The 15401-nt window shown below is 33.4% G+C and carries 14 protein-coding genes and 1 other RNA gene; 4 read left to right on the top strand and 11 right to left on the bottom strand.

The genetic code is table 11. The annotated features are described in order from the left end of the window. Positions 1–61: 61 nt before the first annotated feature. The 11 genes from rny to OO775_RS03270 form a co-directional block, all read right to left on the bottom strand. Positions 62–1633 (bottom strand): ribonuclease Y, encoded by a 1572-nt coding sequence (rny, locus tag OO775_RS03320; RefSeq protein ID WP_264845587.1) that lies wholly within the window; start codon positions 1631–1633, stop codon positions 62–64. A 55-nt stretch (positions 1634–1688) separates the two neighbouring features. Then, a non-coding RNA gene (gene ssrS / locus OO775_RS03315) (6S RNA) lies at positions 1689–1797 on the bottom strand. A gap of 56 nt (positions 1798–1853) precedes the next feature. Further along, entirely contained in the window at positions 1854–2147 is a 294-nt protein-coding gene (locus OO775_RS03310) for a cell division protein ZapA (protein ID WP_264845586.1), read from the bottom strand. Between the two features lie 8 nt (positions 2148–2155). Next, entirely contained in the window at positions 2156–2464 is a 309-nt protein-coding gene (locus OO775_RS03305) for a cell division protein ZapB (RefSeq protein ID WP_264845585.1), read from the bottom strand. Between the two features lie 185 nt (positions 2465–2649). Next, complete coding sequence (rplS, locus tag OO775_RS03300; RefSeq protein WP_264845584.1) at positions 2650–3000, bottom strand: 50S ribosomal protein L19; 351 nt, start codon at positions 2998–3000, stop codon at positions 2650–2652. A gap of 147 nt (positions 3001–3147) precedes the next feature. Continuing rightward, the gene (gene purD / locus OO775_RS03295; RefSeq protein WP_264845583.1) at positions 3148–4422 is read right to left on the bottom strand and encodes a phosphoribosylamine--glycine ligase; all 1275 of its coding nucleotides are present in this window, start codon (positions 4420–4422) and stop codon (positions 3148–3150) included. 176 nt (positions 4423–4598) lie between these two features. Next, positions 4599–5387, bottom strand: coding sequence for a hypothetical protein (locus OO775_RS03290; RefSeq protein WP_264845582.1), 789 nt, complete (start codon positions 5385–5387; stop codon positions 4599–4601). 89 nt (positions 5388–5476) lie between these two features. Then, positions 5477–6778: a rod shape-determining protein RodA gene (gene rodA, locus OO775_RS03285; RefSeq protein WP_264845581.1), complete on the bottom strand. Its 1302-nt coding sequence runs from the start codon at positions 6776–6778 to the stop codon at positions 5477–5479. A gap of 1 nt (position 6779) precedes the next feature. Then, on the bottom strand, positions 6780–8648 hold the full coding sequence (mrdA, locus tag OO775_RS03280) for a penicillin-binding protein 2 (RefSeq protein WP_264845580.1): 1869 nt from the start codon (positions 8646–8648) through the stop codon (positions 6780–6782). A 113-nt stretch (positions 8649–8761) separates the two neighbouring features. Next, positions 8762–9403 (bottom strand): hypothetical protein, encoded by a 642-nt coding sequence (locus tag OO775_RS03275; protein WP_264845579.1) that lies wholly within the window; start codon positions 9401–9403, stop codon positions 8762–8764. Beyond that, entirely contained in the window at positions 9366–10682 is a 1317-nt protein-coding gene (locus OO775_RS03270) for a methylmalonyl-CoA mutase family protein (protein WP_264845578.1), read from the bottom strand. Before OO775_RS03270 ends, OO775_RS03275 begins: the two co-directional genes overlap by 38 nt. Before the next feature lie 73 nt (positions 10683–10755). On the opposite strand from OO775_RS03270, the gene mazG reads away from it, so the two are divergent. The 4 genes from mazG (at position 10756) to OO775_RS03250 (ending at position 15249) form a co-directional block, all read left to right on the top strand. Beyond that, positions 10756–11535 carry a nucleoside triphosphate pyrophosphohydrolase gene (gene mazG, locus OO775_RS03265; RefSeq protein WP_264845577.1) on the top strand — a complete coding sequence of 260 codons (780 nt, stop codon included), beginning with the start codon at positions 10756–10758 and terminating at the stop codon, positions 11533–11535. 75 nt (positions 11536–11610) lie between these two features. Further along, on the top strand, positions 11611–12885 hold the full coding sequence (gene glyA / locus OO775_RS03260) for a serine hydroxymethyltransferase (RefSeq protein WP_264845576.1): 1275 nt from the start codon (positions 11611–11613) through the stop codon (positions 12883–12885). A gap of 390 nt (positions 12886–13275) precedes the next feature. Continuing rightward, positions 13276–14235, top strand: a complete 960-nt coding sequence (locus OO775_RS03255) for a ribonucleotide-diphosphate reductase subunit beta (RefSeq protein WP_264845575.1) — start codon at positions 13276–13278, stop codon at positions 14233–14235. Between the two features lie 54 nt (positions 14236–14289). Then, on the top strand, positions 14290–15249 hold the full coding sequence (locus OO775_RS03250; protein WP_264845574.1) for a ribonucleotide-diphosphate reductase subunit beta: 960 nt from the start codon (positions 14290–14292) through the stop codon (positions 15247–15249). The last annotated feature ends 152 nt before the right edge of the window (positions 15250–15401 follow it).

Genomic DNA, 15401 nt, shown 5'->3' with positions numbered 1-15401 from the left:
AAGATACTTTATTTTTTCAAAAAATAAAATTTATTTTCAAATTTATGTCTGAAAAAACTTATTATTTGGCTATATTTACAGCTCGTGTTTCACGAATAACAGTAATTTTAACTTGTCCTGGATAGGTCATATCGGTTTGTATTTTCTGAGAAAGATTGAATGATAATTCGGCAGCTTTATCATCAGTAACTTTTTCACTTTCTACAATTACACGAAGTTCTCTTCCTGCTTGAATAGCATATGCTTTTTTCACTCCTTGGAAAGAAAAAGCAGCTTCTTCAAGGTCTTTCAATCGTTGGATATAAGAATCTAATACTTGACGACGAGCACCTGGCCTTGCTCCGCTTATCGCATCGCACACTTGTACGATAGGCGATAGGAGCGAGGTCATTTCTATTTCGTCGTGGTGAGCCCCGATAGCATTACAAACTTCGGGTTTTTCACCATATTTTTCAGCCCATTCCATACCCAAAATAGCATGAGGGACTTCAGTTTCTACTTCGGGAACTTTACCAATATCGTGTAAAAGACCAGCACGTTTAGCAAGTTTTACATTTAGCCCAAGTTCTGCTGCCATAAGCCCACAAAGTTTGGCTACTTCACGAGAGTGTTGTAGTAAATTCTGTCCATAAGAAGAACGATATTTCATTCGACCAACACATTTTACTAATTCTGGATGAAGGCCGTGAATACCCAAATCAATAACAGTTCGTTTGCCTATTTCAATAATTTCTTCTTCAATTTGCTTTGTTGTTTTTTCAACAACTTCTTCAATTCGTGCCGGGTGAATACGTCCATCGGTTACTAATTTATGAAGAGAAAGTCGAGCAATTTCACGGCGAACTGAATCAAAACAAGATAAGATAATAGCCTCTGGTGTATCATCAACAATAATTTCTACGCCAGTAGCGGCTTCCAGAGCTCTAATATTGCGTCCCTCACGCCCAATAATACGTCCTTTTACATCATCCGACTCAAGATTGAAGACAGAAACACAATTATCAATAGCTTCTTCTGTTCCAATGCGCTGAATGGTGTTTATGATAATCTTCTTAGCTTCTTGGCGTGCGGTCAATTTAGCTTCTTCAATTGTATTTTGGATATATGCCATAGCATCAGATTTAGCTTCATTCTGCAAAGAATCAATGAGTTGTGATTTTGCTTCTTGAACAGAAAGTCCAGAGATTAACTCTAATTGTTTTATCTGATTCTTATGAAGTTTATCGACTTCTTCTTGTTTTTTGTCAAGTAATTGAATACGATGTTCGTACTCCTGATTTTTCTTTTCAAGGTCATCAGCAAGTTTTTTATTTTGAATCAATTCATTAGAAATTTGTGATTCTTTGTCTCGAATACGTTTTTCCGCTTCGGTAATCTTCTTTTCTTTACCAAGAATAATTTTTTCGTGTTCAGCTTTCAGTTCTAAGAATTTTTCTTTTGCTTGATAAATTTTTTCTTTTTTGATATTATCTGCTTCAATCTGAGCTTCTTTTAAGATAGCTTTTGTTTCATTTTTTGCATTTAAAATTATCTTTGAAGCGTTTTTTTTCTCGCGAATTTTAGCAATTATCATTCCTATGCTAAAACCAATAATTAGAGCTATTACAATACCTAATATTAAAGTTGTATCCATAAAATATTATTAAATAAAAATTATAAAAAAGCCTGCATAGATGAAGAAGTTGAATAAACTCCTAAAAACACGTTTAAGGCTACTAAATTGGTCAAGTATCCGTATCAAAAGACGGCTCGCTTTAACAATTTAACTCACCTTGCTGAAATAATTTTCTGTTGAGTTTACCAAAATTTGTATCAATGCAGGCAGTAATTTCTTGTATTCAGTAAGAACGTTGTTAACTACGAATTATTTCGTCCAATAGTTGATGAAATGCTTCTAATTTTTTTTGAGTTTCAATATTTGTATTATCTTGATTTTCATTGTTTTGTACAACTTTAAGTGCGAAAGAAATAGCACACATAGCAAGAGAATCTTGACGGTCTCCTACCTTGTAATTTTCTTCAAAAAAGCGAACCAACTTATTTACATCATCACATGCTTTCCGGTAATTTTCTTCTTGTGATGTTTTTATATTCATTGGATAAACTCGGTCAGCTATTTTTAATGTTATACGTAATTTGTCATTCATAACGTATGTTAATCAGAAAGTTGTATAATACAAGCATCTATCTCACGAATAAGAGCATTTATCTTAAATTTTGTTTCTGTTTTATTTTTATCACTGCCCAAAATTGTGTTGGCTATTTTGAGTGATTCATATTTTTTTCGCCACTTGTTAGTTTCTTCTTGGAGTTGTACTTGTTCAGCTTTTAGCTGGTTAAGTTGTTCGTTTAAAACTCGTTTGTCTTGAGCAAGTAGCTCTATTTTATCTTGTATTAAAACTATTTTTTGTTCTAATAACGTAACCAAATTATGTATATCACTCATTGAAAAATATACCCACAATTTTATTGCACAAAGTTACTACACAAACTGCTATTTTGCAATTTTTTAGACCATTTTCTTTTAAAAAAGATTTTTTAACTAAAAAATAATTTGTAAAGTACTGATTTTTAAATAATTAAAAAAAAGGCTTTCAGATAAACGAAAGCCTTTTTGTTTTACCTTTAATATAAAGAAGAAAGTAGGTTTTATCCTCGAACTTCTTTGATTCTTGCTTTTTTACCACGCAATTTTCTGAAATAGTAAATACGTGCTCTACGTACTTTACCTTTCTTATTTACCTCAATCTTTTGAAGTGCAGGCATATTGATAGGGAAAATACGCTCAACACCTACTTCACCCGACATTTTGCGAATGGTAAATGTTTCAGTAGCACCAGTTCCTCTACGTTGGATAACTACACCTCTAAAAAACTGTGTACGAGATTTGTCTCCTTCTTTAATCTCGTAATACACTGTAATTGTGTCTCCTGCTGAAAAATCAGGAAAATCTTTTTTTGCAATTAGATTGTCTTGTACGTACTTTAACAAAGATTCCATAAAAAAATAATTTTTTAGTTACTTCTAAGCAACATTCACGTCTCTCGTCAAGAGGTTACTTAAACGGCGCAAAAGTAATTCTTTTTTTTATTTCTACCAAATCTTTTTTTGAAAATTTTTAAAAATATGTAATTTACTGAAAATCAATCAAATAAATTCAAATCCTATGTCTTTTCTGAAATACATTTTTTCAAATGTAATTTTACTAATATTTTTGTATGATTTTTCCAAAGCCTGAACTAAATTATTATCCAATGAAGTAATAGCCAGCACGCGCCCACCTGAGGTTACAATTTGCTTGTTTTTTTGTGAAGTACCAGCGTGAAATACGATACTTTCTTCAATCGTTTCTAATCCTGAAATCAGAAATCCTTTTTGATAATTTTCAGGATATCCACCCGATACAAGTACGACAGTAACAGCAGTTTGTGGAGTTATTTTTAGTTCAAAATTTGCTAATTTTCCCTCAGATGTGGCTTTGAGTAATTCAACTAAATCGCTTTGAATTCGAGGTAAAACAACTTCGGTTTCAGGATCTCCCATTCGTACATTATATTCGATAACATAAGGGTCATTGCCAACTTTTATCAATCCGATGAAAATAAAACCTTTGTAATCAATTTTGTCTTGTTGCAATCCTTTGATGGTTGGCTGTACAATGCGAGTTTCTATTTTTTGTAAAAAATCTTCATCTGCAAAAGGTACCGGCGAGATAGCTCCCATTCCCCCTGTATTGAGCCCTGTATCGGCTTCCCCGATGCGTTTGTAATCTTTGGCAGTTGGTAATATTTTGTAATTTTTACCGTCGGTCAACACAAAACAACTAAGTTCTATTCCGCTTAAAAATTCTTCAACGACAACTTTGGTGCTTGCATTGCCAAATTTGGCATTGATGAGCATTTGTTCTAATTCGTCTTGTGCTTGTTGTAAATTGTTGATTATCAATACACCTTTTCCTTGTGCAAGCCCATCAGCCTTTAAAACATATGGAGGTTGCATTGTGGCAAGAAAAGCTTTTCCCTGTTCAATAGTTTCTTTTGTAAAACTCTGGTAATGAGCTGTTGGAATATTGTGCCTTGTCATAAATTCTTTGGCAAATTCCTTACTTCCTTCAAGAGTTGCCCCAAGTTTTGAAGGACCAATAATGGGAATATGTTGTAGTTGGTTGTCATTTTGGAAAAAATCATAAATTCCCTTTACAAGCAGGTCTTCTGGTCCTACAACAACCATTTGTATTGTGTTGTTTATACAAAAATCTTTTATTTTGTCAAAATCTTCAACAGAAATCGAAACATTCGTGCCGATATTACTTGTTCCTGCATTGCCAGGAGCTATGAAAAGCTGTTTGCATAGAGAACTTTCAGTTATTTTTTTTGCAAAAGCGTGTTCTCTTCCCCCAGAACCTAATATTAAAATATTCATTATCAATTATTTTGCTTAATTTCAGGGCAAAGATACGATAGTTTTGTTATTTGGAGCAATATTATTTTGGACAAATAAAAAAAATGTTTCTGAGAAAGAAACATTTTTTATAACCCATTTTAACTAAAAAGTTAGGTATATACCCTATATTTTGATAAGAATTCTGTTACTAATATTTATTTAAAAATAATATTTCCAATACCTTGAAAAGTATAAATTGTACCTGAATTAAGATGTTCTAACTCAATAAGATTATCTTTCACTACACGAATACGAAACCGTTGCAATGTCCCATCAAAAAGAAGTTCTAAGATATCTCGACTGACAGAATATGTGCTTCGATAGTCCCAATGAATAGTCGAAATAGCAATTCCGTTTCGACTTCTTGAAGCGTCGAAGTATTGATTGCCTCTCTCTGGAACAAAGCGTAAGTATGTTTCTTGGTCAAAAGGATTGGCATTGCCTCCTCGTTTTTGTATTTGTTCCCAAGCCTCAAATTCTTGTAAAAAAAGATGTAGATTATCTAAAAGAAGTTGGTCGTAATTAAATTGTGATGTTTGATATCCTTCCAAAACGTATGAAGCGGAAGAATGTTGGTCGTGCAAAACGATTTTGTTGGAACGTATTTGTTCAACTTCAAATAAATAAAAACGATTTCTGTATTGTATTTCTAAAAATATTCCCCGAGTGGTATAATCACCTATGCGAAAACCTAATCCACCACCACGATTGCCTATATCGACCAAATTCATATTGGCAAGCAAAAAACCACGATCAAAAGAAATTGTAAATGATTTTTCTAAAAAATCAATTACAGCACCACGGCTTTCAGCTTTATTTACATACCAAATATCGTACTGATGAAGTTTTTGATCTAAGCTCAAATTTTCATAAAAATCGTTATCACGAGTACAACTTCCAAAGGATGTTATCACAAACAAACTAAAAAATACGATTTTTTTCATTGAAATTAGGTTTGAATTTGTCAAAAACTCACCAAATATTATGCCAAACTTTATTTTTAACAAAAAGTACATCTTTAAGATGAAAACAATTAGTGATAAAAGTCACTTGCCCAACTATCTCCACGAGAAGCATCTAATCGAAGAAAGATAAATAAAAGCATTGTAAAACCCCAGAGACCTGAACCTCCATAACTGAAAAAAGGAAGAGGAATACCAATAGTTGGAAGAAGTCCGATAACCATTCCAATATTTACACAAAAATGAATAAATAAAATAGAAACTACACTATATCCATATATTCTGTTAAAAGCAGAGCGTTGGCGCTCTGCTAAGAACCACAAGCGTAACAGAAGTAGAGTAAATAGGATAACGACTGTTGAAGTGCCATAAAAGCCCCATTCTTCGCCCAAAGTCGTAAAAATATAATCAGTATGTTGTTCTGGAACAAATCCGCCCTTAGTGCGAGTGCCTTCAAGAAAGCCTTTACCTGTTAGTCCACCTGAGCTAATTGCTGATTCGGATTGATAGGTGTTGTATCCAGCAGTTTGTCTTAACTGAGCATTACGAGTGATGTCATTGTCAAGACGAAGCCATAAGCTAAATCGGTCGCGATGGTGGGGTTTGAATACTTGATTGTATATTATTGAGGTTGAAAGACAAATAAATAGACAAATTGTAATGAGCAAAAACATGTTTTTGAAGGGGATAAACTTAGTTTTGCGTTTCACCCAATAACCATACAAAAGTGTTAGAAAAATGAAGATAATTATTGTTTCAGATACGCCAAATTTTAATGTTGCGATAAATAATGAAGCAAAAAGTATAATGATAAACATAAAGAGCGGCTTCATTCCTTCTCTATAAAGAATAAAAATAAACGAAGCATAAACCAATACACTACCAGGATCAGGTTGCAATATGATAAGCCCACAGGGAATGGCAATGATAAGTAAAATTTTTAGCAAATCATTCAAATTGCGTATATCAATTTGTATGCTACTGAGTTGTTTTGCAAAAATTAAAGCAGTGGCAACTTTAGCAAATTCCGCTGGTTGAATAGTTATTGCTCCAAAACTATACCAAGCAGTTGCGCCATTTATTTTTTTACCAAAAACAAATAATCCTGCCAAAAGAATAAGTGATATAATAAAGAAAATACTTGAAAAACGTTCGTAGAATTTGGCTTCAATAGAAAGAATAACGATAATTAAAACGAAACTTGAAATAATGAAAAAGAATTGTTTGGTATGATATTGGTTAAAATCAAATAATTGAGTAGTTTCAGGGTCATAACCTGTTGCATAAATACAAACCCAGCCAATACAAACTAACATAAGGTATATCAGTATGCTTATCCAATCGATTTGATTTATAATATTTCTATGGCTCATATTATCGTTGATTGATTAAAAAAGGTTGTCCTGAGTAAGGTTTGGCATATTCGTCTTCTAAGCTTTTTTCAAGCATTCTTTGTTCTAATTCAGGGCGGGCAACGCTTCCGTTAAGATATTTTTCTATCAGAAGGGAAGTGATCGGACCTGCAATTCTGGCTCCAAAATATCCATTTTCGACAAATACAACTATGGCGATTTTTGGGTCTTCAACGGGAGCAAAAGCAGCAAAAATAGAGTGGTCAGTCAATTGCATCCGTTTTCCTCCTACTTTGATATAATTTTCGGCAGTTCCTGTTTTGGCAGCGATATTAACTCCTTCTATCTGAGTACCGCGAGCAGTTCCTGAAGTATAAGCCAGATTCATTCCTTGGATGATTGTTTCAAAGTGTTTTGAATCAATTGTGGTGTGTTTTGCAATCGTATATTGTGTGAAGGGAGTTTTTTTTCCGTCAATTTTGCGAACAATATGAGGTGTGTAATAGTATCCTTTGTTTGAGATAGCTGCCACGACATTGGCAAGTTGCAAGGGAGTTACCAGAATTTCTCCTTGCCCAATTCCGTTTGAAATATTGTAAGTAGCTCCCCAACGATTTTTTCCATATTGTTTATTATATAGATTAGAATCGGGAATATTTCCTTTTCTCCCAATAGGGAAATCACTTCCTAAAAATTGGCCAAGTCCAAAACTTTTCAAATGGTTACTCCAAGCATCAACTCCTTGTGCTGCGGACGGATATTTCTCAACAACACGTTTGTATTCGTGGGCAAAATATGAATTACATGAAGTAGCTATTGCGTGGAGCATATCATAAGGCGCCCCATGAGTGTGGCATTTCATTATACGAGAACCATAATGATATCCACCTGCGCAAGGTACGACCGACTCAGGGGTCATTACTCCTTCTTGCAATCCTACCAAAGCTGTCAATGTTTTGAAAGTAGAACCAGGCGGATATTCTGCCAGTAAAGCTCTGTCGTATAAAGGTTTAGCTAATGAGTCGTTATATAGTTTGGTGTAATTTTCTGAACGTTTGCGTCCAACAAGTAAGTTAGGGTCATACGAAGGAGCTGAAATAAGAGCCAATATCTCACCTGTTTTGGGTTCAATAGCTACAATACCTCCACGTTTGTTTTGCATAAGTAATTCGCCATAAGTTTGTAGAGATTCATCAATGGTAAGTTCGAGCGATTTTCCAGCAATGGGAAGTGTATCGAAAATGCCATCTTTGTAGCTACCAATAATACGATTGTGCTTGTCTTTTTGAAAATAACGAATCCCTTTTTTACCACGTAAAAATTCTTCATATTGTCGTTCAACTCCCTGTCTTCCAATGAGTTCTCCAGACAGATAATAAGGGTTTTGCTTCAATTCCCAATCATTCACCTCGCTAATATATCCCAATATATTACCTCCACTATGGGTTGTGTAGTGTCGAAGGGAGCGTTTTTGGATATAAAAACCAGCGTATTTACGTAATTTTTCTTGTAAGGGTGCGTATTCTTCTTTGGAGAGTTGGCTTACAAAAACAGAAGGTTTGATTTTAGAAAAATTTCTTGCTTTTTCGAATCGTTCTATAAAAATATTTTTATCAATACTAAGTAGATTGCAAAACTCTAAAGTATCTAATGGTTTTACCTCACGAGGAACAATCATTACATCGTAAGCAGGTTGATTAGAAACAAGTAATTTTCCATTGCGATCAAATATATTGCCTCGTTGTGGATAATCAAGCATTACCTCAATAGCTACGTCATTTGCAAGGTCATTCGCAGATTGTCTATGTGCTATGACTTGTAAATAAAGTAATCGCCCCAGTATGGAAAACGAGGCTAATAGTATGATAATTGGTAAAAAAACTTTTTGCATTTTTTAGTAGATGCCTTATAAAGATGCAAAAATAATAAAATAATTTTGTTCCTAATTCAAAAGATGGTATTTTTGTATTTATTTAACCATAGAATATTTTGTGTATTTGTAATTTATTGATTTTTAATAAATTTGTGTATTTCGTTAATAAAAAAATAAGTTTTTTCTTCTATCAATGAGTTGCCTGCGAAAAGGTCTATGGTATGCGAATAAAAAAGATTTTTATTTTGAATGATATAAGGAATTATATTTTTTTCAGCAACAAGAAAATAGGTTTGGCAAGCAACAATAAAAGGTAAATTTTCAAAAGATGATTCGTCAATGAAACTCCATATATCTATTTGATTATTAGTTGTTTTTTCTTGTTTTGACAGAATATACCAAATACCTCGTAAGGCTCTTACCAAAGCTATTTTTTCAAATGGATTATGTTGGTAAAAATCAATCAAAAAACCTATTTTGATAGCGTTGTAGGTAGAATATTTTACTATTTTTTGAAGTGTTTTTGTGATTTCTTCCAAAGAATTTTCAAAAAAATTATACTGAACAACAAGCTGATTTTTATATTGGTATGCTGGTGCGAAATCAAGTATAGTTTTAATGGTAAGTTCTTGTTTATCAATGATTTTTGGAAATTCATTTAACACATTATTTCCTCTGATAAAAGGAGGAAATCCTGCAAAATCAATAGGAGGAAGCGTATTAGGCTGTGCACAATCAATCAATTTTATTTGAAAAGGGTCGATTTTGTTCATTTTTCAAAAATTTTTGTTCGTAAAGTTCAGTAACTCGCTTGGGTAAGATGGGTTCAAGTAAGGTTTTTTGATAATTTTTTTTATGCAAAAATTCTTTTGCAAATTCTTGTAAATTAGTGTTTTGGGGACTAAAATCAGAATAAAAATCCTGATTTTTGGAGCGTGATTTTTCTTTTATTTTTCGCTGAATAATATGGTTTTTTAGTTGTGATAAAAAACCTTTGTTAGAAACAATACTTTGCCAAATTCTTAATGATTTTTGAGCCATTTGGTATGTAATAGTATCAAAGTAGAAAGAATTATTTATAGGATTTGTTGTGTTTTCCTTTATTTTTTTTCTGCAAAATTCTAAAAAATTTATATTTATAGTTGCCTCAAAAGGCTTTTGCGGTATAAAATAATTACAACCTCCCCAAATAGCACCTTGCAGAGTCCATTTGTAGCGAATTTCATTATACTCTTTTTCATCTTTTAGAAAACTTGTAAAACGTGTAGATGGATTGCTAATTATCTCTAAATCAATACTTTTGTTAATATTGAATATACTTTCAAAAAGCCAACGAAGTGCTTTTATTTTAGGGGCTTCCAAATATAAATCGGGAAGAGAGGCTATTTGTATAGTTACACGGAAAGACGTAGGAGTTTCTTCCAAAAAGGAGATATAATCGCTCAAAATAGCCAATGTATAGGCGATTTGTTGCAAGTGTGTTGCTCCGCTTTCGGCAAGAAATTGAGCATCAATAAAAAGATTTTTATCCTCATAAAATATTGATTTCCATATCTCTATGTCTTTCGATTTATTTTCAAAGAAATTCCCTGTTTTTGCCAAATTTCCAATGGGGTCAAATAGTAACTGAATATTAGGTAAAGAAAATATTTTGTCTAAGTCTTGTTTAGAAAGTTTCTGATGAATTGGTAAGAAAAAAGTTTTATTTTTTGGTAATTTATCCAAAAAAGGAATAAATTCTTTTTGCAAAGTATTATTGATTATAAATTGTTCAAAATCTGTATATTGTGCAAAAATATCGTTGATTATATTTTCCGAAATAGGAATAAGTAATTGAGTATTTCGCTCCCAAAAAAAACGCAAAGAAGCTGTGGTTTCGGCATTATAAAACGAATTGATGGCAATTTCTTCAGCAGATTGCCAAATGCAACGTTTGTTATAATCGTCTCCTTCCAGTTCAAACTGAATTTTTTGTTTCCATTGTTTAGTAGAAATTTTTGGAAATGAATCAAAAATATCAAAATCAATCATTATAAATAAATATTTTTGCAAAGAAACTCTTTTTTTGTGATTTTTCCAATAAATTTGCTATTTCAAAATTGAATTAAAATAAAAATTAGAAAAAATGAATACAAAGGAACAAAAATTACAGGCTTTTTCGCGACTTTTGGATATTATGGACGATTTGCGTGCTCAATGTCCTTGGGACAAAAAACAAACCATGCAGAGCCTTCGACATTTGACCATTGAAGAAATGTACGAACTTACCGATGCTATTTTGGAAACTAATTTGGACGAAGTCAAAAAAGAACTTGGCGATTTGTTTTTACATCTGGTTTTTTATGCCAAGATTGCAAGCGAACAAAACGTTTTTGATATTGCAGATGTAATCAATAGCCAGTGTGATAAACTTATTGAGCGACATCCACATATTTATGCCGATGCAAAAGTAGAAAATGAAGATGATGTAAAACGAAATTGGGAAAAAATAAAACTAAAAACAGGAAATAAAAGTGTTTTGAGCGGAGTTCCAAAGAGTTTGCCAGCACTTGTTAAGGCTTTTCGCATACAAGAAAAAGCATCAGGAATTGGTTTTGATTGGGATAACAAAGAAGATGTTTTTAAGAAAATTCAAGAAGAATTATTAGAACTTCAACAAGAAATACAATCTGAAAATCAGGAACTTATTGAAAAAGAATTTGGAGATGTATTGTTCAGTCTTGTCAATTATGCTCGTTTTCTGAAAGTAAATCCTGAAAATGCCTTAGAGTATACCAATAAAAAATTTATCAAAAGATTTCAATTTATTGAAAATGAAGTGTTTGAAAAAGGAAAAGATTTATCTCAATTAACGCTTTCTCAGATGGATTCTCTTTGGGAATTGGCTAAAAAGCAAGAAAAATAAATACCAGATAAAATATTTTACAAATCAAAAAAAAGTAGTATTTTTGTCGTTCTGAATTTCTTAAAATTATTTATTATGCAACGCGATGAGCAAATTTTTGAACTGATAGAAGCCGAAAGAGAGCGTCAAATCAGTGGTATAGAGTTAATTGCTTCTGAAAATTTTGTAAGTGAACAAGTGATGCAAGCTGCGGGGTCTATTCTTACTAACAAATATGCAGAGGGATATCCGGGTCGGCGTTATTATGGTGGTTGTCAGGTAGTTGATGAAATAGAGCAATTGGCAATTGATCGCGCCAAGGCTCTTTTTGGAGCTACATACGTGAATGTACAGCCTCATAGTGGTTCACAGGCGAATGCAGCTGTATATTCGGCGTGTTTAAACCCAGGTGATGTTATTTTAGGTTTTGACCTTTCGCATGGCGGGCATCTAACACATGGCTCACCTGTTAATTTCTCAGGAAAATTGTACAAACCTTATTTTTATGGGGTTGAGAAAGAAACAGGTTGTTTGAATTATGACAAAATAGAAGAAATTGCTAAAAAACAACGTCCTAAGATGATTATTTGTGGAGCATCTGCATATTCAAGAGATATAGATTTTAAGCGATTTAGAGAAATTGCTGATAGTGTAGGGGCGTTGCTATTGGCAGATATAGCTCATCCAGCGGGGCTTATCGCCAAGGGTTTGTTAAATGACCCAATTCCACATTGCCATTTTGTAACAACCACTACGCACAAAACCCTCAGAGGACCTCGTGGAGGTTTGATAATGATGGGGAAAGATTTTGAAAATCCGTATGGATTTAAGACTCCCAAGGGCGAGATTCGTATGATGTCTTCACTGATTGATGGAGCTGTTTTCCCAGGTAATCAAGGTGGTCCATTAGAACATATTATAGCGGCCAAGGCGGTTGCTTTCACAGAGGCTCTTTCAGACGGGTTCCTACATTACGTAATTCAAGTTCAGAAGAATGCGAAGAAATTAGCTTCTTGCCTAATAGAAAAAGGATACAATATTGTTTCAGGAGGGACAGACAACCACGTGATGCTGATTGATTTGCGAAATAAAAATATCAGCGGAAAAGAAGCAGAGAATGCATTGGTCAAAGCCGATATTACAGCCAATAAGAATATGGTACCATTCGATGACAAGAATCCGTTTGTAACCAGCGGTATCCGTTTTGGTACAGCAGCTATTACTACGCGCGGACTTAAAGAAGCAGATATGCAAATAGTTGCGGAGTTTATCGACCAAGCTATTGAAAATGCTACCGATGATAACGCATTGGAAGCCATTGCTGAGCGGGTGAATGAATTTATGCAAGAAAGACCTCTTTTTGTATGGTAATGAATTGATTTGTAACTTGTTTTGATGATATGTAAAAAAGCTACTTAACTTTTGTTAAGTGGCTTTTTTGCTTTTGGTTCATTCTTTTTGATGTTATTTATAACTCTAATAGGAGATGATTTCATTTTGAAAAGAAAGTTTAATCTACTTGTTAGGAAGATTGTTATTTTTGTTAGCGCTTCATTCTGAAATGGTTATGTTAAAATCGAAAAAGCAAGTTTTTTTTGAAAAAGTTATTCACATTTAATGTTGATAAATAAATAGTTCTTACAACCCTTTTATATACGTGATTTTAGTAAAAAAATAGAGTTATCAACAATTTTTTATCTTGCCTGAATCAAATATCTTTTCTATTTTTGACCTCAGAAAACAGAATAAAATTTAACAGATATGAGCATTTTTGATAAAAGAGAAAGTTACAAGCCTTTCGAATACCCAGAGATTATGGAGTTTGTCGATGCGATGAACAAATCATTTTGGGTGCATTCTGAAATAGAATTTACCGCTGATGTTCAGGACTTTAAATCGAACTTATCGTTTATTGAAAAAGAAGCTATTAAGCGTGCCTTATTAGGAATTGCACAAGTAGAAGTATCGGTTAAGACCTTTTGGGGAGACCTTTATGACCTTTTCCCAAAGCCAGAGTTTAACGGGTTGGGAGCGACTTTTGCCGAATGTGAGTTCCGACACAGTGAAGCGTATTCACGGCTTTTGGAAGTGCTAGGGTATAATGACGAATTTGAAAAATTGCTTGAAGTTCCGATATTTAAAGAACGCAACGCTGTATTGAAAGAGTATTTGGCAAAAAATCGGGAGAATGCAATGGAGCGTATCCTTTTCTTTACCTTAATTATTGAGAACGCTTCGTTATTTAGTCAGTTTGCAACCATTCTTTCCTTTACACGATTTAAAGGATATATGAAGAACATTGCCAACATTATTGCTTGGACTTCGATTGATGAGCAACTGCATGCCAATGCAGGAATTTTTATTATTAAGAAGATTTTTGAAGAATATCCGCAGATGAAGGACAAAGCCCAACAAGAGGCCGCTGCTTTTGTTCAAAACTATATGCAGTTAGAAGATAAGATGCTCGATTGGATATTTGAAGAAGGAGAAATAGGTTTTTTTACTAAAAAAGACTTGGCAAATTATATGCGTTACAGGTTAGACGACTCGCTTTCTCAGCTTGGTTTGGGCAAACCTTTCGGAATAACAACCGCACAGGCAAAGCCAATGCTTTGGTTTGAAGAAGAGGTTTTCTCCAACTCGCTTGATGACTTTTTTGCAAAGCGTCCTGTTGATTATACAAAACATGACAAGTCAATCACCGCCAATGATTTGTTTTAAAAGATAAAACCCTTTATATATTGTATAAATTTAATTTTAACCTTTTTAATAATTATGAATATTTTTGAGAGAAGAGAAAATTACAAACCCTTCGAATACCCAGAAGTGATGCAATTTGTCGATGCGATGAACAAATCATTTTGGGTACATTCTGAAATAGAATTTACCGCTGATGTTCAGGACTTTAAATCGAATTTGTCTTTTATAGAAAAAGAATCCGTAAAGCGTTCTTTGCTTGGTATTGCACAAGTAGAGGTGGCTGTCAAAACCTTTTGGGGAGACCTTTACGACCTTTTCCCAAAGCCAGAATTTAATGGACTAGGAGCGACTTTTGCTGAATGTGAATTCCGTCATAGCGAAGCCTATGCGCGACTTATAGAGGTGCTGGGTTACAATGATGATTTTGAAAAGTTATTAGAAGTTCCTATTTTTAAGGAAAGACATAATGTATTAAAAGACTTTTTGACAAAGAATCGAGATAGAACATTAGAAAAAATGTTATTCTTTACATTGGTTATTGAGAACGCTTCGTTATTTAGTCAGTTTGCGACTATTTTATCATTTTCTCGTTTTAAAGGATATATGAAGAATATTGCCAATATTGTATCTTGGACTTCGGTTGATGAACAAATACATGCTAATGCGGGGCTCTTTATTATTAAGAAAATTTTTGAAGAGAATCCACAGATAAAGCAACGGGCAAAAACAGAAGTATTCGGTGATGTACAAAAATATATTGTTTTAGAAGATAAGATGCTCGATTGGATATTTGAAGAAGGAGAAATAGGCTTTTTTACTAAAAAAGACTTGGCAAATTATATGCGTTACAGGTTAGACGACTCGCTTTCTCAGCTTGGTTTGGGCAAACCTTTCGGAATAACAACCGCACAGGCAAAGCCAATGCTTTGGTTTGAAGAAGAGGTTTTCTCCAACTCGCTTGATGACTTTTTTGCAAAGCGCCCTGTTGATTATACAAAACACGATAAGTCAATCACTGCCAATGATTTGTTTTAAAGCAAAAGATTGATTTGAAAACCATACCTTATGCTGTTCCGACTGATATAGTATCTATGAGAAAAAATATCTGAATCGCGAGGTTTTGTGTGTTTTTTCAGAAACTTTGTCATAAAAGGTAAAGATAAAATATACCAAAAATAACGACAATT

The sequence above is a fragment of the Capnocytophaga catalasegens genome (assembly GCF_026005215.1).
In the GTDB taxonomy this organism is placed as follows: Bacteria; Bacteroidota; Bacteroidia; order Flavobacteriales; family Flavobacteriaceae; genus Capnocytophaga; species Capnocytophaga catalasegens.
This window is presented reverse-complemented; position numbering and strand designations above follow the sequence as displayed.

What these genes read in the sequence shown, in the direction of transcription:
- rny (WP_264845587.1), bottom strand. Translation starts at nt 1,633, where the DNA reads ATGGATACAACTTTAATATTAGGTATTGTAATAGCTCTAATTATTGGT.
- OO775_RS03310 (WP_264845586.1), bottom strand. Translation starts at nt 2,147, where the DNA reads ATGAATGACAAATTACGTATAACATTAAAAATAGCTGACCGAGTTTAT.
- rplS (WP_264845584.1), bottom strand. Translation starts at nt 3,000, where the DNA reads ATGGAATCTTTGTTAAAGTACGTACAAGACAATCTAATTGCAAAAAAA.
- purD (WP_264845583.1), bottom strand. Translation starts at nt 4,422, where the DNA reads ATGAATATTTTAATATTAGGTTCTGGGGGAAGAGAACACGCTTTTGCA.
- OO775_RS03290 (WP_264845582.1), bottom strand. Translation starts at nt 5,387, where the DNA reads ATGAAAAAAATCGTATTTTTTAGTTTGTTTGTGATAACATCCTTTGGA.
- rodA (WP_264845581.1), bottom strand. Translation starts at nt 6,778, where the DNA reads ATGAGCCATAGAAATATTATAAATCAAATCGATTGGATAAGCATACTG.
- mrdA (WP_264845580.1), bottom strand. Translation starts at nt 8,648, where the DNA reads ATGCAAAAAGTTTTTTTACCAATTATCATACTATTAGCCTCGTTTTCC.
- OO775_RS03275 (WP_264845579.1), bottom strand. Translation starts at nt 9,403, where the DNA reads ATGAACAAAATCGACCCTTTTCAAATAAAATTGATTGATTGTGCACAG.
- mazG (WP_264845577.1), top strand. Translation starts at nt 10,756, where the DNA reads ATGAATACAAAGGAACAAAAATTACAGGCTTTTTCGCGACTTTTGGAT.
- glyA (WP_264845576.1), top strand. Translation starts at nt 11,611, where the DNA reads ATGCAACGCGATGAGCAAATTTTTGAACTGATAGAAGCCGAAAGAGAG.
- OO775_RS03255 (WP_264845575.1), top strand. Translation starts at nt 13,276, where the DNA reads ATGAGCATTTTTGATAAAAGAGAAAGTTACAAGCCTTTCGAATACCCA.
- OO775_RS03250 (WP_264845574.1), top strand. Translation starts at nt 14,290, where the DNA reads ATGAATATTTTTGAGAGAAGAGAAAATTACAAACCCTTCGAATACCCA.